This window comes from Thioclava sp. FR2 (assembly GCF_051200875.1).
Classification (GTDB): Bacteria; Pseudomonadota; Alphaproteobacteria; order Rhodobacterales; family Rhodobacteraceae; genus Pseudotabrizicola.
In genome coordinates, this window is the sequence record NZ_CP195191.1 from 775,057 (window position 1) to 796,772 (window position 21,716).

Sequence of the window (21,716 nt, forward strand, 5' to 3'; positions counted from 1 at the left end):
TGGTCGCGCGGGCGGTTGTCAACATTCCACAGCTTACAGGAAGTTGGCCAAGACCCGCGCAGGGGGCGCAGGCTGCAAGGGAATGGAAAAATGACAACGATCCGCCTGACCAATTCGAAGACCCGCAGGAAAGAAGACTTCCTGCCGATCGACCCGTCACAGGTGCGGATGTATGTCTGCGGACCCACGGTTTATGATCGCGCCCATCTGGGCAATGCGCGGCCCGTAGTGGTGTTCGACACGCTTTATCGGTTGCTGCGCCACGTCTATGGACCGGACCATGTCACCTATGTTCGCAACTTCACCGACGTGGACGACAAGATCAACGCCGAGGCACAGCGCCGCAAATCACTTGGCCGTCCTGAAAGCCTTGAAGAGTTGATCCGCGAACGGACTGAAGAAACGATCGCCTGGTACCACGCCGATATGGACGCGCTTGGAGCGATGCGGCCCGACCATGAGCCCCGGGCGACAGAATTTATTGGCGCCATGATCACCATGATTGAAGAGCTGATCGCGAAGGGCCATGCTTATGCGGCAAACGGTCATGTGCTGTTCCGCGTGCGGTCATACAAAGACTATGGCGCATTGTCGGGTCGGTCCGTCGATGACATGATCGCCGGCGCAAGGGTCGAAGTTGCGCCCTTCAAGGAAGACCCGATGGACTTCGTTCTTTGGAAGCCGTCGGATGATGATTTGCCGGGCTGGGAAAGCCCTTGGGGCCGTGGTCGTCCAGGCTGGCATATCGAATGCTCGGCCATGAGCTATGAGTTGCTGGGCGAAAGCTTTGATATTCATGGTGGCGGACTTGATCTGCAATTCCCCCACCATGAAAACGAAATCGCCCAAAGCGCCTGCGCGCACGAACATGGCAGCTTCGCCCGCTATTGGCTTCATAATGAGATGTTGCAGGTCGAAGGAAAGAAGATGTCCAAATCCTTGGGCAATTTCTTTACCGTCCGCGATTTGCTTGACCAGGGATATCCGGGTGAGGTGATCCGCTTTGTCATACTGTCCACACATTACCGCAGCCCGATGGACTGGACGGCGGAAAAGGCACGGCAGGCAGAGGCGACATTACGGAAATGGCGCAGGCAAACTGAAGGTGTTCTGCCCGCCGCGATGGCGATTGACCAGTTCACGGCAATTCTGGCCGACGATCTAAACACAGCCGGGGCAATCGCAGAATTGCACCAGCTTTCTCACGCGGATGACACTCCGAACCTGCTTGCCTGCGCGCAACTTCTGGGTCTACTCCAAAACGAGATGGGAGACTGGGCAAAGGCACCAGAACACGATCTCTCGGCACAGGCTGCTCATCTTGCAGATCTTCGCGTCGCCGCAATGGCCACAAAGAATTTTGCAGCCGTAGATGCCATGAAGTCTGCGCTTCTTGCGGCCGGGGTTGAAGTTCGGATGTCGAAGGAAGGTGTCGAACTCGTTCCCGGTCCGGGTTTTGACGCGGCAAAACTGGAAGGGCTGATTTGATGACCCGTCCCACACCCGCAGCACCCACACAATTTTCTTCCAAGAAAATTGCAAATTCCTTCCAAGGAATTTGTCGTTTTCAGAACGGACTGGCCCGATGACCCGCGAACGTCTTTATCTTTTCGACACAACACTTCGCGACGGTCAGCAGACCCAAGGCGTTCAGTTTTCAGTCGCGGAAAAAATCCAGATCGCGCTTGCGTTGGACAATCTGGGCCTTGACTACATCGAGGGCGGTTGGCCCGGGGCGAACCCGACAGACAGCGATTTCTTTTTGGCGCGTCCGCAAACCCAGGCGGCCTTTACAGCTTTTGGAATGACCAAGCGGGTCGGCCGGTCTGCAGCAAATGACGATGTGCTTGCGGCAGTGCTGGATGCCGGAACGCCTGCTGTTTGCCTTGTCGGCAAGACCCATGAATTCCATGTCACGACCGCTCTTGGCTGCACATTGGAAGAAAACCGCACGGCAATTGCAGAGTCTTTTGCCCATGTCGTCACAAAGGGCCGCGAAGCTTTGTTCGATGCAGAACATTTCTTTGACGGCTATCGCGCCAATCCTGATTACGCCCTGTCTTGTCTCCGCGCGGCGCTGGATGCAGGGGCGAGATGGATCGTTCTGTGTGACACAAATGGCGGCACGCTCCCGGCGGAGGTTGGCAGGGTTGTGTCTGAGGTCATCAAGGCAGGCATTCCCGGCGACAGACTGGGCATTCATTGCCATGATGACACGGGCAATGCTGTGGCATGTTCACTTGCGGCTGTCGATGCCGGGGTGCGCCAGATTCAAGGCACGTTAAATGGCTTGGGCGAACGCTGTGGCAATGCCAACCTGACCACCCTTATCCCGACGCTGCTACTGAAAGCCCCGTATAAGGACGAATATGATATCGGCGTTGACCATACGGCGCTGAAATCGCTGTTGCGCGTCAGCCGCAGCCTTGACGACATTCTGAACCGCGTGCCTCTGCGGTCTGCACCCTATGTCGGGGCCTCTGCCTTCGCCCATAAGGCCGGGCTGCATGCAAGTGCCATTTTGAAAGATCCTTCGACCTATGAACACATCCCGCCGGAAACGGTTGGGAATGAACGTGTCATTCCGATGTCGAACCAAGCAGGTCAATCGAACCTGCGCGCACGCTTGGCACAGGCGGGAATGCAGGTTGACCCCAAAGACAGCCGTCTTGCCTTGATCCTGGATGAAATCAAGCGTCGGGAAGATCAGGGATATGCCTATGATGGCGCGCAAGCCAGTTTTGAGCTTTTGGCCCGCCGCGAACTTGGGCTTTGCCCAACCTTCTTCGAGGTGAAGCGCTACCGGGTAACCGTTGAGCGTCGGAAAAACAAATACGATCAGATGGTCAGCCTGTCAGAGGCCGTGGTCGTCGTCAAAATCGACGGTGAAAAGATGATGTCCGTGTCCGACAGCATGGACAAAGATGGCGGTGACCGCGGCCCGGTGAATGCGCTGTACAAGGCACTCGCAAAAGACCTTGGCCCCTATCAGTCGATCATCGACGATATGCATCTGGTGGATTTCAAAGTGCGGATCACCCAAGGCGGAACCGAAGCCGTGACGCGCGTCATTATCGACAGCGAGGACGGGCAGGGGCGTCGCTGGTCCACTGTCGGGGTCAGCGCCAACATCGTGGATGCCAGCTTTGAGGCGCTTCTTGACGCGATCCAATGGAAACTGATCCGCGACTCTGGGGCGGCAGAGACGGGCAAAGCGTCAGGATGACCTCGCTGTCGGCCCCATTCTTTGATCTTCATCGCGATCTTCCCCGCGAAGCACCGGGTGATGAGACCAGCCTTCGCTGGGCACTTGAACTTGCGAAAACGCCCTCGCGCGCCCGGATCCTTGACGCTGGCTGTGGCCCCGGCGCTGATCTGGCCTTGTTCGAAAAACTCCGCCCCGCTGCGGCGCTGGTGGGGCTTGATCTTCACGCCCCGTTCATCGAGCGGATCCGCCAGACGCTTCCACATGTCACGGCATCTGTCGGCGACATGCTGGAACCCGAGGGGAAGTTTGATCTGATCTGGTCGGCAGGGGCCGCATATGGTCCGGGCATCCTGACGGCGCTTTCTGCCTGGCGCGGCCACTTGGCCCCTAATGGCGCCATTGCGTTTTCAGACTGCCTCTGGCGCACCTCTCGTCCCTCAAGCGCCGCGCTTGCCTTTTGGCAAAAGGAATATCCTGATATCTGTCATCTCTCCGACCATCTGTCCCGTCTGGAACAGGCCGGTTGGCAGGTTCGCGGCGCAAGATGGCTGGGGAAATCGGCTTGGAGCGCCTATTACAAACCGCTACAGGCGCGGATTGATAGCCTTCGCCCTGCGGCCTCGACAGAACTGCTGGCTGTTCTGGACGATGCTCAGGCGGAAATTGATCTGTGGCGGGCGCATGGCGACGATTACGGCTACTATCTGACAGTGGTGACCCCGCTATGACGATCGACAATTGCGCAACCATCGTCGAGCGCGGTGACCCAGATCGGTTTCTGGCTGTCATGGCCTCGCCAGTGCAGACGCGCTCTCGGCTGCTGCCGCTTTATGCCTTCAATCTGGAAGTTGCCAAGGCGCCTTGGGTTGCCAAGGAACCGATGATTGCAGAAATGCGCCTTCAGTGGTGGCGCGATGTTGTCGCAGAGCCAAAATCGCGCGCCCATGAAGTGGCGGCCCCGCTGCATGATCTGATCGTTTCGGCCCAACTTCCTGTGGAAGTCCTCGACCGGCTGGTCGAGGCACGCCGTTGGGATATCTACAAGGATCCTTTTGCCGACCAAGCCGCCTTTGACGCCTATCTTGAAGATACCGGGGCAGGTCTAATGTGGCTTGCCGCGCGGGCCTTGGGTGCCGCAGACACCGATGAAACCGCCGTGCGGTCCTTTGGTTGGGCGACCGCCTTGGCCAATTTCCTTTGTGCGGTTCCGGCCCTTGAAGAACGTGGACGCATTCCCTTGGTTGATGGTCGTGCGGCGGGCATTCAGCATCTTGCCAGTCGTGGCCTGATCCGGCTGAATGAGGCCCGCAGGGCAGGGGTGTCGAAATCGTCCCGCCCCGCGCTTTTGGCTGGGTGGCAAACCGAAGGACTCTTGCGTCTAGCCGCTCAAGACCCCGCCGCAGTGGCCGAAGACCGACTGAAACTTTCCGAATTCGCAAAGCGCGGCAAGCTTTTGTGGCAATCCCTCACGGGTCAATTCTGAACAGCGGGCCTGTCGGTCAGGCCCGCATTTCTTTTGGTCGCATCCACAGCCAGATCAAGGCGCTGCCTGCCAGAATCAGGAAAGGCAGCATGGCAAGGTTCACAAGTTGCCACCCGGCTTGCACCGACCCGCCCGAGCAATTCATCAGACCGCCCGAGGAGAAGCTGGCCATCGTCACGCCGCCGAAAACGATCAGATCGTTCAGCCCCTGAAGCCGCCCACGCTCCTCTGGCCGTTGCGCGGTGGTCAGCATGGTCGTGGCACCGATAAATCCGAAATTCCAACCAATTCCCAATAGTACCAAGGCAAGGAAAAAGTTTTCCAGCTCGACCCCGGCCATGGCCACCGCCCCGGCGCTGGCCAGAATGGTCAGCCCAAGCGCGATGACCTTTTCCACGCCGATACGCGCGATGATATGGCCGGTAAAGAAGCTTGGCGCATACATCGCCAGAACATGCGCGGTCACCACGTCAGCAGCATTCGATGTTTCGAACCCGCATCCGACAACCGCCAAGGGGGATGAGGTCATGACAAGGTTCATCAAGGCATAGGCCACGGTCGCGCAAATCATCGCGACGGCAATAACCGGCGTTTTCAGCAATTCAGACCGGCTTCGCCCCACCGGATCACCCACCGCTTTTGCCTTCGGTTTGGGGATTTTCAGGCCAGCAAAGAGGAACATGCCCGTCAGGTTCAGTGCAATCACCGCAAGGTATGTGCCCAAGAAAGGCACAACGAAACTTTGTGCCGTCGCCTTCACAAGTTGTGGCCCCAGCACCGCAGACAAAAGACCGCCCGCCATGACCCAGGAAATGGCCTTGGGCCGGAACGCGTCCGAAGCCGTATCGGCTGCTGCAAAGCGATAGAACCCTTGCGCGCTCATGTAGATACCGGTGAAAAACGCGCCGAGGACGAAAATCCAGAAGCTTTGGATATAGAGACCATAGGCCCCAATTGCAGCCCCAAGCGCCCCGCCCAAGGCGCCGGCGACAAAACCCGCCCGACGGCCATAACGTTGCATGAAGGCCGAAATGGGGGTGGCAGTCAGCATCGAGCCAATGACGGTAAAACTGATTGGCAAGGTGGCCCAACAGGCATTGGGCGCCAGCGATTGCCCGGCCAAGCCGGCAATCGTGAAGATCATCGGCATCTGCGCGCCCAAAATGGCCTGAGCGGCGACGAGGACGAAAACATTGCGGCGGGCTGTGGCATCGGTATCTAGGGTCATAGGCAAATCGGTATGCTTTTGTCTAAAGACTGGCAAGCGCCAAAGCCTGCCGTTTTTAAGGGCCCAAGGTTTTCGTTGAACGGCGGGGAAACACGAAGGGATTGGCATGGTCGGGCGGATCATTACTTGCGATGCAGATGTTGCAGAAGGCGCGGAATGGTTGGCCAATCGCCATCCAGCCTTTGCCACGGCCTTGACCCAGACCGGACCCTTGCCGCTGCGCCGCAACCCCGATGGGTTTGAAACCTTGCTCTCCGCCATCGTCAGCCAGCAGGTCTCAGTTGCTTCTGCCAATGCGATATGGGCGCGCATGGGCACCGTGGGCCTGACCAAGCAGGAAAATGTTGCGCGGGCCAATGATGAACAACTGCGTGCCGCGGGTCTAAGTCGCCAGAAAGCGCGCTACGCTTTGGCCCTGGCCAATTCTGACATCCATTTTCCGTCCCTGCGAAAGATGGAAACCGAAGACGTCATCTCGCATCTGGTGGCCGTTCCCGGCATCGGCCGCTGGACCGCCGAAGTCTATCTCATGTTCGCCTTGGGCCGGGCCGATGTGTTCGCCCCGGCAGATCTCGCCCTGCAAGAAGCGGCAAAACTGCTTTTCGGGCTTGAAGCGCGCCCCAGCGAAAAAGCCCTGCGCCAGATGGCCGAAGACTGGAGCCCATGGCGTGCAGTTGCAGCCCGCGCCCTCTGGGCTTACTACCGTGTGGCAAAAGACAGGGAAGGAATTCGGTAATGCGGAGTTTGAAGTCAGCGCGCCGGGGTGCGGCCAAGGGACAGGCGACCAGTGCTGTCATCTTTGTGCACGGCTATGGCGCGGATGGGGCCGACCTTTTGGGCTTGTCTGACCCCTTGGCCCCGCATTTGCTAAACACGGCTTTCTATTCGCCTGATGCCCCCGAACCCTGCGCAGGCAACCCCTTTGGCCGGCAGTGGTTTCCGATCCCGTGGCTGGATGGATCAAGCGAAGAAGCCGCCCGCAGCGGTTTGATCGCAGCAGCTCAAGATCTGAACGGGTTTATCGACAAAGTTCTTCTTGATGAGGGGATTAGCCCATCGGCCTTGGCTTTGGTGGGCTTTAGCCAAGGCGCGATGATGAGCCTGCATGTGGCCCCCCGCCGCACAGCCTTGGTGGCTGGCGTGGTGGCGATTTCGGGCCGCTTGCTGCATCCAGACACGCTGTCCGCCGAGGCTGTCGTCAAACCACCGGTGCTGCTGATCCACGGCGATCAGGATGATGTTGTTCCGTTTCAGGACATGACACTGGCCGGAAATGCGCTGGTAAGCGCTGGTTTTGAAACCTACGGCCATGTCATGCAGGGAACCGGTCATGGCATCGCGCCAGACGGGCTGGGGGTTGCCCTTCAATTCCTGAAAGAGCGCCTGCCTGGCTAAGTAAAAGCAGAAGGGGGCTGTCTGCCCCCTCTGGCCTGCGGCCATTCACCCCCGAGGATATTTTTCCAAGGTAAAAGCCGTCAGGCGCCTTGTTCAGCCAGAAAAGCCGCGCAACCCGTGAGGGCCGCGTAATCATCCTCGACGACCGAGATCGAGAAGTCGGAGGTCAGCAGATCGACCCGGCGCTTTTCGCGGAAGACCTTGCCAAGGTCAAAGCGGGCGAAATGCGGGGTCATGGCGCGGGCCATGCCGCCGATCAGGAAGATCCCGCCATAGGGCAGGTGGATCAGCGCCTGATCCGCCAACATTTGCGCAAGGATCCGGGTGTAAAGCCGTGCCGCATGGACGGCCTTTGCCTCACCCAAATCAAGCGCTGCCAATACCTCTGCCGAACTGGCGGTGGAAGTTTCGCCCAGTTCACTTGCGGCAAAGGCGTGAAGATTGGCCAAACCGCGACCCGACAGAACCTCTTCCACACCACAATGAGGCGTTTCCCCGCGCGAGGTCAGCAGGCTTTCGATAAACCGCATCAGCCGCAGGTCTTCGTCGCTGCGCACGGGCATGTTGACATGCCCACATTCCGAAGGCGCTACCATGCGTGCAGGTCCGGTGCCATGAACCGGGGCCGCATTCACACCTGTCCCAAGCCCGACAACCAGCATCGCCCCATTTGGAACCGATGGCCCTTCCACAATGCAATTGAGGTGGTCTGCCGGCACATGGCCAAGGGCATGACCCTGTGCCTGAAGGTCATTCAGGATCGCACAGGATGTGGCGCCCGTGGCTTGCTTCAGTTTCGCGCCATCCATCACCCAGGACAGGTTTGTCATGGTCGCAACACCATCTTGCACCGGGCCCGCGGCCGCGACGCAGACGCCAGAGACGGTTGCCCCGGTCTGATCCAGATAGTCGCGCAGGATATGGGCAATGTCCTGACCCCGCGCCTGATACTCGGCATTTGGAAAACGCCGGATCGAACTGGTCTGAACCGTTCTGCCCTCGGCAAGAGCGACACGGGTGTTGGTTCCGCCGATATCGGCCAAGATGGCAAGGGTCATGAGACGTCCTGTTCAGTCATTGCGCGTCAACGCGCGGGCCAGCGCGTGATACGAAGATTTCGGGGTTCTTGCCAAGCTCTTGTAGTCAACATGGACCAGACCAAAGCGCTTTTCATAGCCCACAGCCCATTCGTAATTGTCCAGAAGCGACCAATAGAAGAAGCCCTTCACATTGGCCCCATCGGTGATTGCCCGCTGTGTCGCGGCTAGATGTGCAAAAAGGAAATCTTCGCGCACCTTGTCCGCCACGGCTCCATCCTGCAACTCATCCGCATTGGCCATGCCGTTTTCGGTGACATAAATCGGCAGATCCCCGACATAATCGCGCGCCATCCGGGTCAGGAACCCGTAAAGCCCCTCGGGGTAGATCTCCCACCCCATCTGGGTCTTGGGCAACTCCCCATCGACATCGCGCAAATGCGGCCAGGCGGCGCTTGGGTCATGCGCATTCAGGTGACGGGTATAGTAATTGACGCCCAACCAATCCAGCTTTTGACCAATCACCGCCATATCGTCCTGCCAGCGGTCCGGCATATGCGGGCCAAGCCCTTCCAGCACGATTTCCGGGTAGGTCTGGCGCGTGATGCCTTCGATGAACCAGCGGTTGAAGATGCCATCCCACCGATCTGCGGCAAGCCGGTCTTCTGCGCCGTCTGTCGCTGGTTGAGCATGATCGAAGTTCAGAACGATGCCAAGATTGGGCTGACCCATCCCACGCAGCCGTTCCACCGCCATGCCATGTGCCAGCAAAATGTGATGCATCGCCCGTGCCGCCGCCCGAATGTCGCGCAGGCCCGGCGCATGGATGCCCATGAAATGCGAAAGCCACGCCACGCACCAAGGTTCATTGATCGTGGCAATCGCCGCCACCCGGTCACCCAGCCTGCGCGTGATCGCTTCGGAAAAATCGGCAAAACGGGCACAGGTGTCGCGGTTGGTCCAGCCGCCCTTATCGGCCAGCGCCGAGGGCATTTCCCAGTGATAAAGCGTCTGGAACGGCTTCAGCCCGCGGGCCAGCATCCCATCGACCAGCCGATCATAGAAATCCAGACCTTCGGGATTGACCGAAACGCCATCCGGCATCACCCGGGCCCAACTGGTCGAAAACCGATAGCCATCCATATGCGCGGCACTGATCAGGTCCAGATCCTCGGGCCAGCGATGATAATGGTCACAGGCAACCGAACCGTCTTCAGCCCGGATCACGTTCCCCGGCGTGGCAGCAAAGGTATCCCAATGGCACGGTCCACAACCGCCAAAACCCGATCCTTCGATCTGATAGGCCGCCGTGGCGGCACCGAAGATAAAACCGGGCGGGAAATCGAAACGCGACATCGACATCTGGCGAGAGCCTTTTCGTAATAGTGGGGTTGGGCAGGTCTTAGGTCAGTCTTTCGGGGCAGGTCCGGTGGACTGCCCCATAATCAGTTCCGCCTCCAAAAGCCGCTGCTGCGGAGAGGCGGTGGGCTCGGCGATCAGATCAAGCAGCATTTCCGCCGTCTGCCGTCCAGCTTCGCGTACCGAAGACCGGGTGGCCGTGAAAAGCGGCAGATCATCTCCGTTTTTCAGATAGCTCAAATCGTCGTCATGGATGATCACGCTGATGTCACGCCCCATGACCAGCCCCTTGTCCTGAATGGCGCGACGCGCCCCCATACCCGAGATCATCGAGGCACAAAGGAAGGCCGTTGGCGGCACTGGCAGAGAAAGCATTTTGGTCGCGGCACGATAGCCTGAAATCTCGGTCATTTCGTCCGAAGACATGTAGGCTGGGTTAGGCGTGATCCCGCGCGCCGTCAGGGCATCGGTATAGCCCGCGCGTCTGCGGATCGCGAAATCCATGAACTCAAGACCATTCACCAAACCAATCCGGCTATGCCCGAAGTCCAGCAGAAACTCGGTCGCGCGCTGAAAGGCCCGTCGGTTGTTCACATCCAGCCAGCTATAGGGCAGGGCGGTCCCCGTCGCGCGGCCATGGACGACGAAAGGCAGGCCGATCTCGTGCAATAAGGCGATACGCGGATCGTTCAGCCGAGGCCCATGGACGATCACGCCATCGACGTTGCCTTTGGATTTCAGGCTCCGATAAGTGTCTTCTTCCTGAGCATCCGGCACGACCGACAGAAGCATGTCATAGTCATTGCGGCTGTAGGTTTCACCCGCGCCCGCAATGAAATCGGCGAAAACCGGGTTCACGATTTCATGGCGGGTTGCGATCGGAATGACGTGCCCTACAGCAAAGGCTCGCCCCGTTGCCAAGCGAATGGCGCGGGTATTGGGCCGGTAATTATGCCGCTTTGCCGCCGCCATCACCCGTTCCCGGGTGGCCTCATTCACCTCGGGATAACCGTTCAGCGCGCGGCTGACGGTCGTGGGCGAAAGGCCCAGTTTCGAGGCGAGTTCTTTCAGGTTCATAGCAGGCAGAACAACCAAACCGGTTTCAAACTTGCGCGACCTTAGCCACTGACGATGCCGGGGTCAAAGGTAAAGCGCAGCGTCCGTAATCGTTATAGATAATTTCTGCGACTGCAAAATAGCCGTTTGGCGCGATTTGACGGCGCTTTGGATTGACTTGAAGGCCCTATTCAGCAATGGTGCGCCATCCAAAGCGGTTTGAGTCCGATTCTTTCGAGACCGGACAACACCCGCTTTTTGGACAAAACCCACACTATGGGGCCCTGCAGATGAGGCAGGGCAGTTCCGGGAGGATGAAAATGAAAACGAAGTTTTACGCCAGCGTCGCCGCGCTGGCACTGGTAGCTGGTGCCGCCTCGGCCCAGGACCTGAAGTTTCCGGTGGGCGAGGGTGCCTTTAACTGGGCCTCTTTCGAGGAATTCAAGGCCGCCAATGGCAATCTGGCCGGTCAGACCCTGACCATCTTTGGGCCGTGGCGCGGTGACGACCAGGTTCAGGTCGAAACCATGCTGGCCTATTTCGAAGCCGCAACCGGCGTTGACGTGGTTTACTCCTCGTCCGAATCCTACGAACAGCAGATTGTGATCGACCTCGAAGGCGGCAGCCCCGCCAACATCTCGATCCTGCCGCAGCCCGGCCTGATCGGTGATCTGGTCAAGAAGGGCTTCGTGTCGCCACTGCCGGAAGGCACTGCCGAATGGATGACCGAAAACTATGCCGCTGGCTCGTCCTGGGTTGGCCTTGGCACCTATGCTGGTCCCGATGGCAACAGCGCCTTCTATGCCTTCCCCTATAAGGCAGACGTCAAGTCGCTGGTTTGGTACTCGCCCGAAAACTTCGCCGATGCGGGCTATGAAGTTCCGGCCACCATGGAAGAGCTGAAGGCCCTGACCGACAAGATCGTGGCCGATGGCGGCACCCCCTGGTGCATCGGTCTGGGTTCAGGCGGCGCGACCGGCTGGCCGGCGACCGACTGGGTCGAAGACATGATGCTGCGCACTAACTCGCCCGAAGACTATGACGCATGGGTCAAGAACGAGCTGAAGTTCAACGATCCGAAAGTCGTGGCCGCAATCGAAGAATTCGGCGCCTTTGCTCGTAACGACAAGAACGTTGCCGGCGGTGCCGCTGCCGTCGCCACCACCGACTTCCGTGACAGCCCGAAGGGCCTGTTTGCTTCGCCTCCGCAGTGCTACATGCACCGTCAGGCTTCCTTCATCCCGGCCTTCTTCCCGGAAGGCACCGTCGTGGGTGAAGATGCAGACTTCTTCTACTTCCCGGCTTACGCGGAAAAAGACCTCGGCACCCCGGTTCTGGGCGCTGGCACTCTGGCCTTCATCACCAAGGCTTCGGACGCTTCCAACGCATTCATCAAGTGGCTGGAAACGCCGATCGCTCACGAAATCTGGATGGCTCAAAAGGGCTTCCTGACCCCGATGAAGGGCGTGAACACCGAACTCTTCTCGGATCCGACCCTGCGCAAGATGAACGAAATCCTGCTGAACGCCACCACCTTCCGCTTCGACGGCTCCGACCTGATGCCGGGCGGTGTGGGCGCAGGTTCGTTCTGGACCGGCATGGTTGACTATGCTGGCGGCAAGTCCGCTCAGGAAGTCGCCGACGGAATCCAGGCGTCTTGGGATGCCTTGAAGTAAGCCTTAGGGCACAGTTGGGGCGGTTCGATCCAGTCGGACCGCCCCAATCTTTCGCGGCAAAGGGATTATCGCGCCGCACCTATTATCGCCGGACATTTTTGCTTCCAAGGGGGGAGAGAAGCCATGAGTCCCGCACTCCAGGGTCTTGTTACGATCATCCTCGGCGTAGGCGGCTGTATCGCCTACTTCTATTTCTCCAATCTCGTTCTGGACAAGGTGATCTTTCCGCCTAAGAAGAACGATGCTGGTCGGAACATCAGCCGCGCCAATATGGTCCGCCCTTGGCTGTTTCTGGCCCCCGCGCTGGTCGCCCTCGGTCTGTATCTCGCCTATCCCGTGGTCGAAACGCTGCGCCTGTCGTTGACCGAACGTGTGCCTGTCATCGGCCAACCCGGACAGTTCGAATATCAATGGGTCGGTTTCGCCAATTACAGCCAGATGATGAGCGAGGCGAAATTCTGGGAAGCCATGAGCAACAACATGATGTGGCTCATCGTGGTGCCCGCGGCCTCCACCGCAATCGGGCTGCTGGTCGCCCAACTGACCGACCGCATCAAATGGGGCTCCATCGCCAAATCGCTGATTTTCATGCCGATGGCGATTTCCTTCGTCGGCGCTTCGGTGATCTTCAAGCTGGTCTATGAAATGCGCGGCCCCGATCAGGAACAGATTGGCGTGTTGAACGCGATCTGGCTGCAGTTCACGGGCGGCATCGGATCGGTTCTGATGCTTAAAGTGCTGCCCATCCTGATCCTGGCCTGTTTTGCCGCCATCGTGGCCTGGATCACCTGGCTGATCGTCCGCCCCTTCCTGCGCGGACGCCCCGGAGGCACCTGGACCAAGATTGGCCGCATCGTGGCCGCGGTTGGTGGTGTCTGGCTGGTTTTCCTGTCCCTGCGCTCCATCATCGGGGTCATCGGCACCGAATACGCCTATGGGACGCCGCAAGCGTGGATTTCGCTGCCCTTCTGGAACAACTTCTTCCTGATGGTCGTCCTGATCTGGATCCAGACCGGCTTTGCCATGGTGATTCTGTCCGCGGCCCTGCGCGGCATTCCCGAAGAAACAGTCGAGGCGGCCATTGTCGACGGCGCCAACCCCTTCGAGATCTTCTTCCAGATCAAGGTGCCTCAGATCATGGGCACGATCGTCGTGGTCTGGACCACGATCACCATCACCGTGCTCAAGGTCTTTGACATCGTTTTCGCCATGACCAACGGCCAGTGGCAGACGCAGGTTTTGGCCAACTACATGTATGAAAAGCTGTTTGTCTCGGCCGACTGGGGTGTCGGTTCGGCCAGTGCCATGGTCATCATGCTTCTGGTCAGCCCGATCCTCGTCTGGAACGTCATCAACGCCCGCAAGGAGATGCGCTGAAATGGACAATATCGCTGGAACCAAATCGGGCCTCAGCTGGGCCGTCCAAATCTCCGTCATCCTGCTTGTGCTGCTGTGGCTTTTCCCGACCTTTGGCCTGTTCGTTTCGTCTTTCCGCACGGCCGACCAGATCACCACCTCGGGCTGGTGGAAATCCATGTTCGCGTCCGAGCAGAACCTGACCCTGCGCGCCGCTGATGCCGCGACCCAAGTGCAAAAGGACGGGCTCTATGTGATCGAGGGCAACCTCTTTGACGGCGGCAATGCCAGCGGTGAGATCACCGTCTGGGGCACCTCGTCGCGGGATATTTCCGCCTTTGAGCCGGGCGCGACCGCCGATCTGGCCGATGGTCAAAAGATCACCGTGCAATCGAATGGCGACTATGTGCTGACCTCGCCCACCGAGATGGAAGGCCGCAGCCCGCGCGTCTTTGTCACCGCCTCGTCCCCGCCAGATTTCACCACCAACAACTATCGCTTTCTGCTGGTGGACCCGGCCAATATCGACGGCATGTCCAAGGCGTTCTTTGGCACGCTGACCGTGACCATCCCGGCGACGATCATCCCGATCCTTGTCGCGGCCTTTGCGGCCTATGCCTTGGCGTGGATGGATTTTCCGGGCCGCGCGCTCTTGATCGCCGCCATCGTCGGCCTTCTGGTGGTGCCACTACAACTGGCGCTGATCCCGCTTTTGAAATTCCACAACGGCATCGGCATCGGTAAGGGCTATCTGGGTGTCTGGCTCGCCCATACCGGCTTTGGTCTGCCGCTCGCGATCTACCTCTTGCGAAACTACATGGTCGGCCTGCCGCGCGACATCATCGAATGCGCCAAGGTCGATGGGGCCACCGACTTCCAGATCTTTACCAAGATCGTGCTGCCCTTGTCTTTCCCGGCACTGGCCAGCTTTGCCATCTTCCAGTTCCTCTGGACATGGAACGACCTGCTGGTGGCCAAGGTCTTTCTGATCGACCCTACCGCCGGGACGACCGTGATGACCGACAAGATCGTGCAGCTGATGGGTTCTCGCGGCGGCAATTGGGAAATCCTTGCAACGGCAGCCTTCATTTCGATCTCGGTGCCGCTGCTCGTCTTCTTCGCCATGCAAAAATACCTCGTGCGCGGCCTTCTGGCTGGCTCGGTGAAATAAGAACGGACTGACAGACCAATGACGACGAAAACCCAAATGGCAATCGGCGCGGATGCCGACTGGTGGCGAGGCGCGGTGATCTACCAGATCTACCCGCGCAGCTATCAAGACAGCAATGGCGACGGTGTGGGCGATCTGGCGGGGATCACCTCCCGGCTGGACCACATCGCCGGCCTCGGGGCAGATGCCATTTGGATCAGCCCGTTCTTCACCTCGCCGATGAAGGACTTTGGCTACGACGTCAGCGATTATTGCGACGTCGATCCGATGTTCGGCAGCTTGGCCGATTTCGATGCCCTCGTCGCCCGCGCCCATGAACTGGGACTAAAGGTCATGATCGACCTTGTGCTGTCGCATACCAGCGACCAGCACCCTTGGTTCAAGGAAAGCCGCAAGAACCACAACAACGACAAGTCCGATTGGTACGTCTGGGCAGACCCGAAAGGCGATGGCACCCCGCCGAACAATTGGCTGTCAATCTTTGGCGGATCAGCATGGCAGTGGGATTCCAGGCGCGAGCAGTACTATCTGCACAACTTCCTGACCTCGCAGCCCGATCTCAACTTCCACCACGAACCGGTGCAAGAGGCGCTTTTAGACGTCGCGCGGTTCTGGCTGGCGCGGGGGGTCAACGGCTTCCGTCTGGACACGATCAACTTCTACATTGCCGACAAGTATCTCCGCGACAATCCTCCGCTGCCCAAGGAATTGCGCAACGACAGCATCGCGCCCTCGGTAAATCCGTATAACCATCAGCTCCATCTTTTTGACAAGAACCAGCCGGAAAACCTTGAATTCCTGAAGAAATTCCGCGCCGTCCTGAACCCATACGGCGCTGCTGCCGTGGGCGAGGTCGGGGACGCACAGCGCGGCCTTGAAATCATGGCCGAATACACCTCGGGCGGTGACAAGGTGCAGATGTGCTACCCGTTTGAAATGCTGCAACCCGCCCGGCTGACCGCTGGCTCGCTGGACCAGACCTTCGCCCGGATGAACGCCGTCGCCCCGGATGCCTGGCCCTGCTGGTCTTATTCCAACCACGACGTCGTTCGCCACGTCACCCGCTGGAACCTCAGCGATGCCGCAGCGCGGATGTATACCGTTCTTTTGCTGACCCTGCGCGGGTCGGTCTGCCTTTATCAGGGCGAGGAACTGGCGCTGCCCGAGGCGGATATCGCCTTTGAAGACCTGCAAGACCCCTATGGCATCGAATTCTGGCCGGAATTCAAAGGCCGCGATGGCTGCCGCACCCCCATGGTTTGGCAGGCCGACAATCTGAACGGCGGCTTTTCTGCTGGCAAACCGTGGCTTCCGGTCACTTCGGCCCATCTGGGCCGCGCCGTCGGCGCACAGGATGCCGACCCGGACAGCATGCTGAACCACTACCGCCGCGCCTTGGCCTTCCGCCGTGCCCATCCGGTTTTGCGTGATGGCGGCCTTACTGGCATGCAGTCGGCTGGCGATCTTGTCACCTTCCAGCGGGTCGGCAAAGAAACGATCTTCTGTGCTTTCAACTTGGGGGAAATCCCCGTTGAGGCCGCGCTCCCTGCCGGAAACTGGCAGGCTTTGGGTGAGGAACTTGGCGCAGTCAAAGCCATTCAGGGCAAGGTGAACCTTGGCCCTTGGGGCTTTGCGGTGTTGCAAAAGATTTAAGGGAAGGGGGAGCCCGGATCATGGCTGATTTGAAACTGACCAATGTGCAGAAGTCCTATGGCGAGGTGAAAGTCCTTAAGGACATCAACCTTGACATCAAGACCGGGGAACTGATCGTTTTCGTTGGCCCTTCGGGCTGTGGCAAATCCACGCTTTTGCGCATGATTGCGGGCTTGGAAAAGATCACCTCGGGCGACTTCACCATTGATGGTGAACGGATGAACGATGTGCCGCCCGCACAGCGCGGCATTGCCATGGTGTTCCAGTCCTATGCGCTGTACCCGCATATGACGGTGCGCGACAACATGAGCTTCGCGCTCAAGATCGCCAAGAAAAGCCCCGAAGAGATTGATGCCGCCGTCGCCAAGGCTGCGAAAATCCTGCAACTCGAACCCTATCTTGACCGCCTGCCAAAGGCGCTGTCGGGCGGTCAACGCCAGCGTGTGGCCATCGGCCGGTCCATCGTGCGCGACCCCAAGGTTTACCTTTTCGACGAGCCGCTTTCGAACCTTGATGCCGCGCTGCGTGTCGCCACCCGGATCGAGATTGCCCAGTTGAAAGAGGCGATGCCGAATTCGACCATGATCTATGTGACCCACGATCAGGTCGAGGCCATGACCCTTGCCACCCGCATCGTGGTGCTGACGGTCGGGCAAGGCATCGGTCAGGTGGGAACGCCGCTGGAACTTTATGAACGTCCCCAGAATGAATTCGTGGCCCAGTTCATCGGCAGCCCTGCGATGAACCTGATCCCCGGCGAAATCATTGAAACCGGCGCGATGACGACGATCCGCGTTGACGGTGGCGGCATCGCGCGGTCAACCGTGCCGACCGTGGCCTCCGATATGGGGCGCAAGGTCAATGTTGGTGTCCGGCCGGAAGATCTGACGATCACCCAAGGTGAGGCGGTCTATGAAGGCAAGGTGGAAATCATTGAAGCCCTTGGCGAACTGACCCAGCTTTACTTTGAAAAGAACGGCCGCGAAACGCCGCTGATCGCCAAGCTGGCGGGCATTCATCCTGAAAAGCGGCACAAGGTGATCAAGCTGACCGCAGTGCCGGAAAAGGTGCATATCTTCGCCGATGGTCAAAGCCTGCTGTATCGCTAAGCTCTAGAACAGCGCGATTGCGGTCAGAAAAATCAGCGACAGGGTCACAGCCAGCAAGGCAGGAACCCATATCGTAAATCTTGGAGCGGGCGGCAGGTCATCCATGCCGCCCTTTATCTTGGCTTAACCTTTCCACTTTCCTAATCCGGGCATGGACCAAAGCCCGCATCCCGACGACTGGGAAAGCCATGACCGATGGCGCGCCCTTTCCGCAGCACTGGGCCTATAGCGTCGCGATGGAACGCATGGGGGCAGAGGTGTCGCGGCTTCTTCTAGCTGGTCGGCCCGTTCAGGCCTTGGAGCGTCCGGGCCTGCGGTTGATCCATCGCCTACCACCCGACTTGTCGCTTTGCTCCTTGGCGCGTCACGCCGGGCTGACGGTGATCAGCACCACATCGTCCCGGACTCGCCTGATCCCGCTGATCACCGCGCGCCATCACGCCATCTGGGATATTGACGCCCCGCTGCCAACGCTTTTGGCGCGCATGCGTCAGACATGGCGTCAGGCCTTGGAAAAGGCCGTCAGCCCGGTTCGCGTAGACAATCCGCCTTGCAGCCCATCCTGCATCACACGCGGATGCAGGGCAGGGCGCGGGGCTATCGCAACCTGCCCCCTTCCTTTGTGCAGAATTGGCCCGGCGGCATCTTGGTGCTGGCCACGGGTAGGCCGCTGACCGCCGGGGCGGTGTTTCTGCTGCATGGCCCAAACGCAACCTATCACGCAGCGTGGTCCAGCCCCGAAGGACTGGCCACCGGCGCGCCAAGGGCAATTTTATGGAGCGCGGCACAAATCTTGTCCGGGAAAGGCATCCGCAGCATCGACCTTGGCGCCTTTGACGCCGCCAAACCCGGCCTCGCCCGGTTCAAATTGGGCACGGGGGCAAGGCGCGAAAACCTTGGCCCGACCTCACTTTTGCCGCCGTTCTGACCGTGCGTGAAAGATGAAGCCAAGAAAATTTAGCAAGACCTGCGCCGCCAAAATCGCGGTTGATCCACTGTGGTCATAATCCGGCGCGACCTCGACCAGATCAACACCCACGACATCATGCGTGCGGGCAATCCCCTGCAGGATTTCCAGCACCTCATAATACAGGAACCCGCCATGGCTGGGCGTGCCCGTTCCCGGCGCGATAGAGGGGCAAAAGCCGTCAATGTCGATGGTCACATAAATGCGCGCGCCCTTGGGAATGCGGGCCAGAACGCCCTCGGCCCCCAGTTTGCGGACCTGCCGGACAGAAAGAATATCATCTCCCATCGCCCGTGCCGCCTCATAGCCATCCTTGGCCGTGGATGAGACGTTTCGTATGCCAAGCGCCGTAATACCCGACACATAATCCCGCTCGGCGGCGCGCCGCATCGGGTTGCCGTGGCCATGCACAACGCCATGCCGGATATCGACGAAATCCAGATGCGCGTCGATCTGCACGATATGGATCGGGCCGTCCTTGGCGCAGGTCTCGTCAAAGGCCCGGATACAGGGGATGTTGATCGAATGATCGCCGCCGATCACCACCGGCAGCGCGCCCGCCGCCAGAATGGCCCGCACACCCTGCTCGATATTGGCGTGGCTTTTCTCGGTATCGGTATGAACGATATCGGCATCGCCAATATCGACGATACGCACATCCGACCCCAGATAGGTGCAGTCATCCTCATGGTCATAGGCCCCGGCATGACCAAAGGAAAACAGCGTCGAGGCCTCACGCACCGCACGCGGCCCGAACCGCGCACCAGCCCGGAACTGGGTGCCAAAGTCAAAGGGCGCGCCCATCACCGCGACATCGGCGGCGATCTGGGACCAATCGCCGACATAGGGCCTTTTGCCAAAAGTCGAAATCCCTACAAAAGGCAGGTTCAGCCGCCCCGTTTCATAGCCATGTCCGCTCATGTCCCGTTCCCCTTGACCGCGATCTGGCCCGAGACTGCTGTGCCAACTGGCCCTTGTCCAGTGCCCTGATCCGCGCCAGTGTGGCCAGATTGGAAGAAAGGACAGGCCATGAGCGACGTGACGGATCAGATGGTGGAAGACTTTGCCCGTGACGGGGCCGTGCTGATCCCCGGCCTGTTTGCGCCCTTTGTCGAAGAGTTGCGGGCCGGGGTGGAAAAGAATATGGCCGCGCCAACGCAGCAGATGCCGACACTGAAGCCCGGCGAGAAGGGGCGTTTCTTCGACGATTACTGCAATTGGGACAAGATCGACGAATTCCGCCGGGCAATCTTTGCGCCCGAAGTGGCCGAAGCCGCCAGCCGCCTGATGCAAAGCCCGCGCGTGCAACTGTTCCACGATCATGTGCTGGTCAAGGAACCTGGCACCTCGAAACCCACGCCCTGGCACACCGACGGCCCCTATTACTTTGTCGAAGGCCGCCAGACCGTGTCCTTCTGGGTGCCGCTGGACCCGGTGCGCGAGGCAAGCCTGCGCTGTGTTGCTGGCAGCCACCTTTGGGAAAAGGACGTGCTGCCCACCCGCTGGATGGCCGAGACGAATTTCTATCCCGGCGATCATGACTACATCCCCGTGCCGGACCCCGAGGCCGAGGGCATGCGCATCCTTGAATGGCCCATGGAGCCGGGCGACGCGGTGGCCTTTCACTATCGCACCCTGCACGGCACGCGGGGCAACACGACCGAAAACCGCCGTCGCGCCTTTTCCCTGCGTCTGGTCGGCGACGACGCCCGATATGTGGAACGCCCCGGCCCGACCTCTCCACCCTTTCCGGGCCATGGAATGACCGCGGGCGAACGCCTGCGCGAAGACTGGTTCCCCACGCTTCTTTCCTAAGGGCCGCGGTCTTGGGGGGCATCGAGCCCCCCGCAACCGCCCTGCCGGGGAAGCCGCGCCCGACCTGCGGCAAATTCCCCCGCTTGCCATTCCCGGACCGATGCGCTGTTCTTGTCGCATTCAAGGAGCCGCATTCATGACGACCGCCCTAAAAGACAAACGTCCGAAATCATTCCCTCCGCCAGAATTTCCACCAAAGCGTTTGCCGCTTTTTGCCCGGATGCCACCGGCGGTCTTTCCCTCGGTTCTTGGGCTGTTGGGTCTGGTTCTGGCCCTGAAACGGGCGACGCTGGAGGCCGGAACGGGGGCAGGGCTGGCTGATCTGGCGATGGGTTTGGCCGCGGGGCTGTGGTTTTTCTCGGCGGTGGCCTATGCGATCAAACTGGCCCGCCGCCCCACGGTGGTCATGGAAGATTTGAGCATTCTGCCCGGGCGGGCCGGTCTGGCCGCGGCCTCCGTCGGCGGTTTTGCCGTCTCGGCCATCCTTGGCTTCTTTTCGCAGGCGATTGCCTCGGTGGTCCTGATCCTTGCCTTCGCTTTGCATACGGGCCTTGTCCTGCTGACGGTTCGCGCGCTTTTGGCCGCGCCGCCAGAGGCGCGAGATGTGACCCCAGCCTGGCATCTGAGCTTTGTGGGCTTCATCGTCGGTGCCCTGGCCGCCACCCCGCTTGGCTGGGCGACTGCGGCCACCGCCATCCTGTGGGGCACGCTTGCCGTTGCGGTGGCAATCTGGCTTTACAGCTTGTGGCAATTGACCCGCCGGATCCCGCCCGCGCCGCTGCGTCCGCTTTTGGCCATCCATCTGGCTCCGGCCAGCCTATTCGCGAGCGTGGGAGGGCTTTTGGGCCAGACGGATCTGGCGCAGGTCATGGTGATCCTGGGTCTGTTGATCCTGACGGCACTCGTGCTTGCCGGGCGCTGGATTACCGAAAGTGGTTTCTCGCCGCTCTGGGGGGCTTTTACCTTTCCTCTCGCCGCCTATGCCTCGGCGCTTTTGATCAATGGCTGGGTCGTCGCCGGGGGAATCCTCACGGCCATCGCCTTGGGCGTGAACCTTGCTATTGCGTGGAAGGTCATCGCCATGTGGCCCAAAGGCAGCCTTGCTGCGAAGACCAATGCGGCCACGGCCTGAGCACGCGGCGACCACGGAGTGAAAAGGGAGAAAGGAAAGGGGGGCTGTCTGCCCCCCTCTGGGCCCTTGGC

20 protein-coding genes are annotated in these 21,716 nt (G+C 59.8%); 15 read left to right on the top strand and 5 right to left on the bottom strand.

The window, feature by feature from the left end:
- Positions 1-90 precede the first annotated feature (90 nt).
- The 4 genes from cysS (at position 91) to ACSBLW_RS03745 (ending at position 4,691) form a co-directional block, all read left to right on the top strand.
- Positions 91-1,488: a cysteine--tRNA ligase gene (cysS, locus tag ACSBLW_RS03730; protein ID WP_435258892.1), complete on the top strand. Its 1,398-nt coding sequence runs from the start codon at positions 91-93 to the stop codon at positions 1,486-1,488.
- Between the two features lie 97 nt (positions 1,489-1,585).
- Positions 1,586-3,226, top strand: coding sequence for a citramalate synthase (gene cimA, locus ACSBLW_RS03735; protein ID WP_435258893.1), 1,641 nt, complete (start codon positions 1,586-1,588; stop codon positions 3,224-3,226).
- Complete coding sequence (locus ACSBLW_RS03740; protein WP_435258894.1) at positions 3,223-3,936, top strand: class I SAM-dependent methyltransferase; 714 nt, start codon at positions 3,223-3,225, stop codon at positions 3,934-3,936. Before cimA ends, ACSBLW_RS03740 begins: the two co-directional genes overlap by 4 nt.
- Positions 3,933-4,691, top strand: a complete 759-nt coding sequence (locus ACSBLW_RS03745) for a phytoene/squalene synthase family protein (RefSeq protein ID WP_435258895.1) — start codon at positions 3,933-3,935, stop codon at positions 4,689-4,691. Before ACSBLW_RS03740 ends, ACSBLW_RS03745 begins: the two co-directional genes overlap by 4 nt.
- Before the next feature lie 16 nt (positions 4,692-4,707).
- Here the strand turns inward: ACSBLW_RS03745 and ACSBLW_RS03750 are convergent, their stop codons facing one another.
- Entirely contained in the window at positions 4,708-5,919 is a 1,212-nt protein-coding gene (locus ACSBLW_RS03750) for an MFS transporter (protein WP_435258896.1), read from the bottom strand.
- Between the two features lie 106 nt (positions 5,920-6,025).
- Between ACSBLW_RS03750 and ACSBLW_RS03755 the strand changes: the two genes are divergently transcribed.
- Together ACSBLW_RS03755 and ACSBLW_RS03760 are read left to right on the top strand one after the other, a co-directional pair.
- A complete protein-coding gene (locus ACSBLW_RS03755) occupies positions 6,026-6,655 on the top strand; it encodes a DNA-3-methyladenine glycosylase family protein (RefSeq protein ID WP_435258897.1) in 630 nt (209 codons plus the stop codon).
- Positions 6,655-7,314 (top strand): alpha/beta hydrolase, encoded by a 660-nt coding sequence (locus ACSBLW_RS03760; RefSeq protein WP_435258898.1) that lies wholly within the window; start codon positions 6,655-6,657, stop codon positions 7,312-7,314. Before ACSBLW_RS03755 ends, ACSBLW_RS03760 begins: the two co-directional genes overlap by 1 nt.
- A gap of 80 nt (positions 7,315-7,394) precedes the next feature.
- Here the strand turns inward: ACSBLW_RS03760 and ACSBLW_RS03765 are convergent, their stop codons facing one another.
- Genes ACSBLW_RS03765 through ACSBLW_RS03775 form a run of 3 tightly spaced genes read right to left on the bottom strand, consistent with a single transcriptional unit; the run spans position 7,395 to position 10,787 of the window.
- The gene (locus tag ACSBLW_RS03765; RefSeq protein ID WP_435258899.1) at positions 7,395-8,372 is read right to left on the bottom strand and encodes an ROK family protein; all 978 of its coding nucleotides are present in this window, start codon (positions 8,370-8,372) and stop codon (positions 7,395-7,397) included.
- A gap of 12 nt (positions 8,373-8,384) precedes the next feature.
- Positions 8,385-9,713: a GH1 family beta-glucosidase gene (locus ACSBLW_RS03770; RefSeq protein ID WP_435258900.1), complete on the bottom strand. Its 1,329-nt coding sequence runs from the start codon at positions 9,711-9,713 to the stop codon at positions 8,385-8,387.
- 45 nt (positions 9,714-9,758) lie between these two features.
- A complete protein-coding gene (locus ACSBLW_RS03775; RefSeq protein ID WP_435258901.1) occupies positions 9,759-10,787 on the bottom strand; it encodes a substrate-binding domain-containing protein in 1,029 nt (342 codons plus the stop codon).
- A 299-nt stretch (positions 10,788-11,086) separates the two neighbouring features.
- On the opposite strand from ACSBLW_RS03775, the gene ACSBLW_RS03780 reads away from it, so the two are divergent.
- The 7 genes from ACSBLW_RS03780 (at position 11,087) to ACSBLW_RS03810 (ending at position 18,659) form a co-directional block, all read left to right on the top strand.
- Complete coding sequence (locus ACSBLW_RS03780; protein ID WP_435258902.1) at positions 11,087-12,442, top strand: ABC transporter substrate-binding protein; 1,356 nt, start codon at positions 11,087-11,089, stop codon at positions 12,440-12,442.
- Positions 12,443-12,565: 123 nt separating this feature from the next.
- Positions 12,566-13,819, top strand: coding sequence for a carbohydrate ABC transporter permease (locus ACSBLW_RS03785; RefSeq protein WP_435258903.1), 1,254 nt, complete (start codon positions 12,566-12,568; stop codon positions 13,817-13,819).
- Position 13,820: 1 nt separating this feature from the next.
- Positions 13,821-14,969: a carbohydrate ABC transporter permease gene (locus ACSBLW_RS03790; RefSeq protein WP_435258904.1), complete on the top strand. Its 1,149-nt coding sequence runs from the start codon at positions 13,821-13,823 to the stop codon at positions 14,967-14,969.
- 18 nt (positions 14,970-14,987) lie between these two features.
- Positions 14,988-16,622 (top strand): alpha-amylase family glycosyl hydrolase, encoded by a 1,635-nt coding sequence (locus tag ACSBLW_RS03795; RefSeq protein ID WP_435258905.1) that lies wholly within the window; start codon positions 14,988-14,990, stop codon positions 16,620-16,622.
- 20 nt (positions 16,623-16,642) lie between these two features.
- Positions 16,643-17,731 (top strand): ABC transporter ATP-binding protein, encoded by a 1,089-nt coding sequence (locus ACSBLW_RS03800; protein ID WP_435258906.1) that lies wholly within the window; start codon positions 16,643-16,645, stop codon positions 17,729-17,731.
- A gap of 188 nt (positions 17,732-17,919) precedes the next feature.
- The gene (locus ACSBLW_RS03805) at positions 17,920-18,405 is read left to right on the top strand and encodes a hypothetical protein (RefSeq protein WP_435258907.1); all 486 of its coding nucleotides are present in this window, start codon (positions 17,920-17,922) and stop codon (positions 18,403-18,405) included.
- Complete coding sequence (locus ACSBLW_RS03810; RefSeq protein WP_435258908.1) at positions 18,381-18,659, top strand: hypothetical protein; 279 nt, start codon at positions 18,381-18,383, stop codon at positions 18,657-18,659. The genes ACSBLW_RS03805 and ACSBLW_RS03810 overlap by 25 nt, the downstream gene beginning before the upstream one ends.
- Here ACSBLW_RS03810 and speB read toward each other — a convergent pair.
- Entirely contained in the window at positions 18,639-19,619 is a 981-nt protein-coding gene (gene speB, locus ACSBLW_RS03815) for an agmatinase (RefSeq protein ID WP_435258909.1), read from the bottom strand. The genes ACSBLW_RS03810 and speB overlap by 21 nt on opposite strands.
- Before the next feature lie 108 nt (positions 19,620-19,727).
- Between speB and ACSBLW_RS03820 the strand changes: the two genes are divergently transcribed.
- Both ACSBLW_RS03820 and ACSBLW_RS03825 read left to right on the top strand, forming a co-directional pair.
- Complete coding sequence (locus tag ACSBLW_RS03820; RefSeq protein WP_435258910.1) at positions 19,728-20,513, top strand: phytanoyl-CoA dioxygenase family protein; 786 nt, start codon at positions 19,728-19,730, stop codon at positions 20,511-20,513.
- Positions 20,514-20,649: 136 nt separating this feature from the next.
- Positions 20,650-21,645, top strand: a complete 996-nt coding sequence (locus ACSBLW_RS03825; RefSeq protein WP_435258911.1) for a tellurium resistance protein — start codon at positions 20,650-20,652, stop codon at positions 21,643-21,645.
- The last annotated feature ends 71 nt before the right edge of the window (positions 21,646-21,716 follow it).

Bases quoted from the DNA above. Each gene is read 5' to 3' on its own strand.
- ACSBLW_RS03805 (WP_435258907.1), top strand. From the start codon at position 17,920: ATGACCGATGGCGCGCCCTTTCCGCAGCACTGGGCCTATAGCGTCGCG.
- ACSBLW_RS03795 (WP_435258905.1), top strand. From the start codon at position 14,988: ATGACGACGAAAACCCAAATGGCAATCGGCGCGGATGCCGACTGGTGG.
- ACSBLW_RS03750 (WP_435258896.1), bottom strand. From the start codon at position 5,919: ATGACCCTAGATACCGATGCCACAGCCCGCCGCAATGTTTTCGTCCTC.
- cysS (WP_435258892.1), top strand. From the start codon at position 91: ATGACAACGATCCGCCTGACCAATTCGAAGACCCGCAGGAAAGAAGAC.
- ACSBLW_RS03745 (WP_435258895.1), top strand. From the start codon at position 3,933: ATGACGATCGACAATTGCGCAACCATCGTCGAGCGCGGTGACCCAGAT.
- ACSBLW_RS03800 (WP_435258906.1), top strand. From the start codon at position 16,643: ATGGCTGATTTGAAACTGACCAATGTGCAGAAGTCCTATGGCGAGGTG.
- ACSBLW_RS03790 (WP_435258904.1), top strand. From the start codon at position 13,821: ATGGACAATATCGCTGGAACCAAATCGGGCCTCAGCTGGGCCGTCCAA.
- ACSBLW_RS03820 (WP_435258910.1), top strand. From the start codon at position 19,728: ATGAGCGACGTGACGGATCAGATGGTGGAAGACTTTGCCCGTGACGGG.
- ACSBLW_RS03825 (WP_435258911.1), top strand. From the start codon at position 20,650: ATGACGACCGCCCTAAAAGACAAACGTCCGAAATCATTCCCTCCGCCA.
- ACSBLW_RS03760 (WP_435258898.1), top strand. From the start codon at position 6,655: ATGCGGAGTTTGAAGTCAGCGCGCCGGGGTGCGGCCAAGGGACAGGCG.
- ACSBLW_RS03770 (WP_435258900.1), bottom strand. From the start codon at position 9,713: ATGTCGATGTCGCGTTTCGATTTCCCGCCCGGTTTTATCTTCGGTGCC.
- ACSBLW_RS03740 (WP_435258894.1), top strand. From the start codon at position 3,223: ATGACCTCGCTGTCGGCCCCATTCTTTGATCTTCATCGCGATCTTCCC.
- ACSBLW_RS03785 (WP_435258903.1), top strand. From the start codon at position 12,566: ATGAGTCCCGCACTCCAGGGTCTTGTTACGATCATCCTCGGCGTAGGC.
- cimA (WP_435258893.1), top strand. From the start codon at position 1,586: ATGACCCGCGAACGTCTTTATCTTTTCGACACAACACTTCGCGACGGT.
- ACSBLW_RS03755 (WP_435258897.1), top strand. From the start codon at position 6,026: ATGGTCGGGCGGATCATTACTTGCGATGCAGATGTTGCAGAAGGCGCG.
- ACSBLW_RS03780 (WP_435258902.1), top strand. From the start codon at position 11,087: ATGAAAACGAAGTTTTACGCCAGCGTCGCCGCGCTGGCACTGGTAGCT.
- ACSBLW_RS03765 (WP_435258899.1), bottom strand. From the start codon at position 8,372: ATGACCCTTGCCATCTTGGCCGATATCGGCGGAACCAACACCCGTGTC.
- ACSBLW_RS03775 (WP_435258901.1), bottom strand. From the start codon at position 10,787: ATGAACCTGAAAGAACTCGCCTCGAAACTGGGCCTTTCGCCCACGACC.
- speB (WP_435258909.1), bottom strand. From the start codon at position 19,619: ATGAGCGGACATGGCTATGAAACGGGGCGGCTGAACCTGCCTTTTGTA.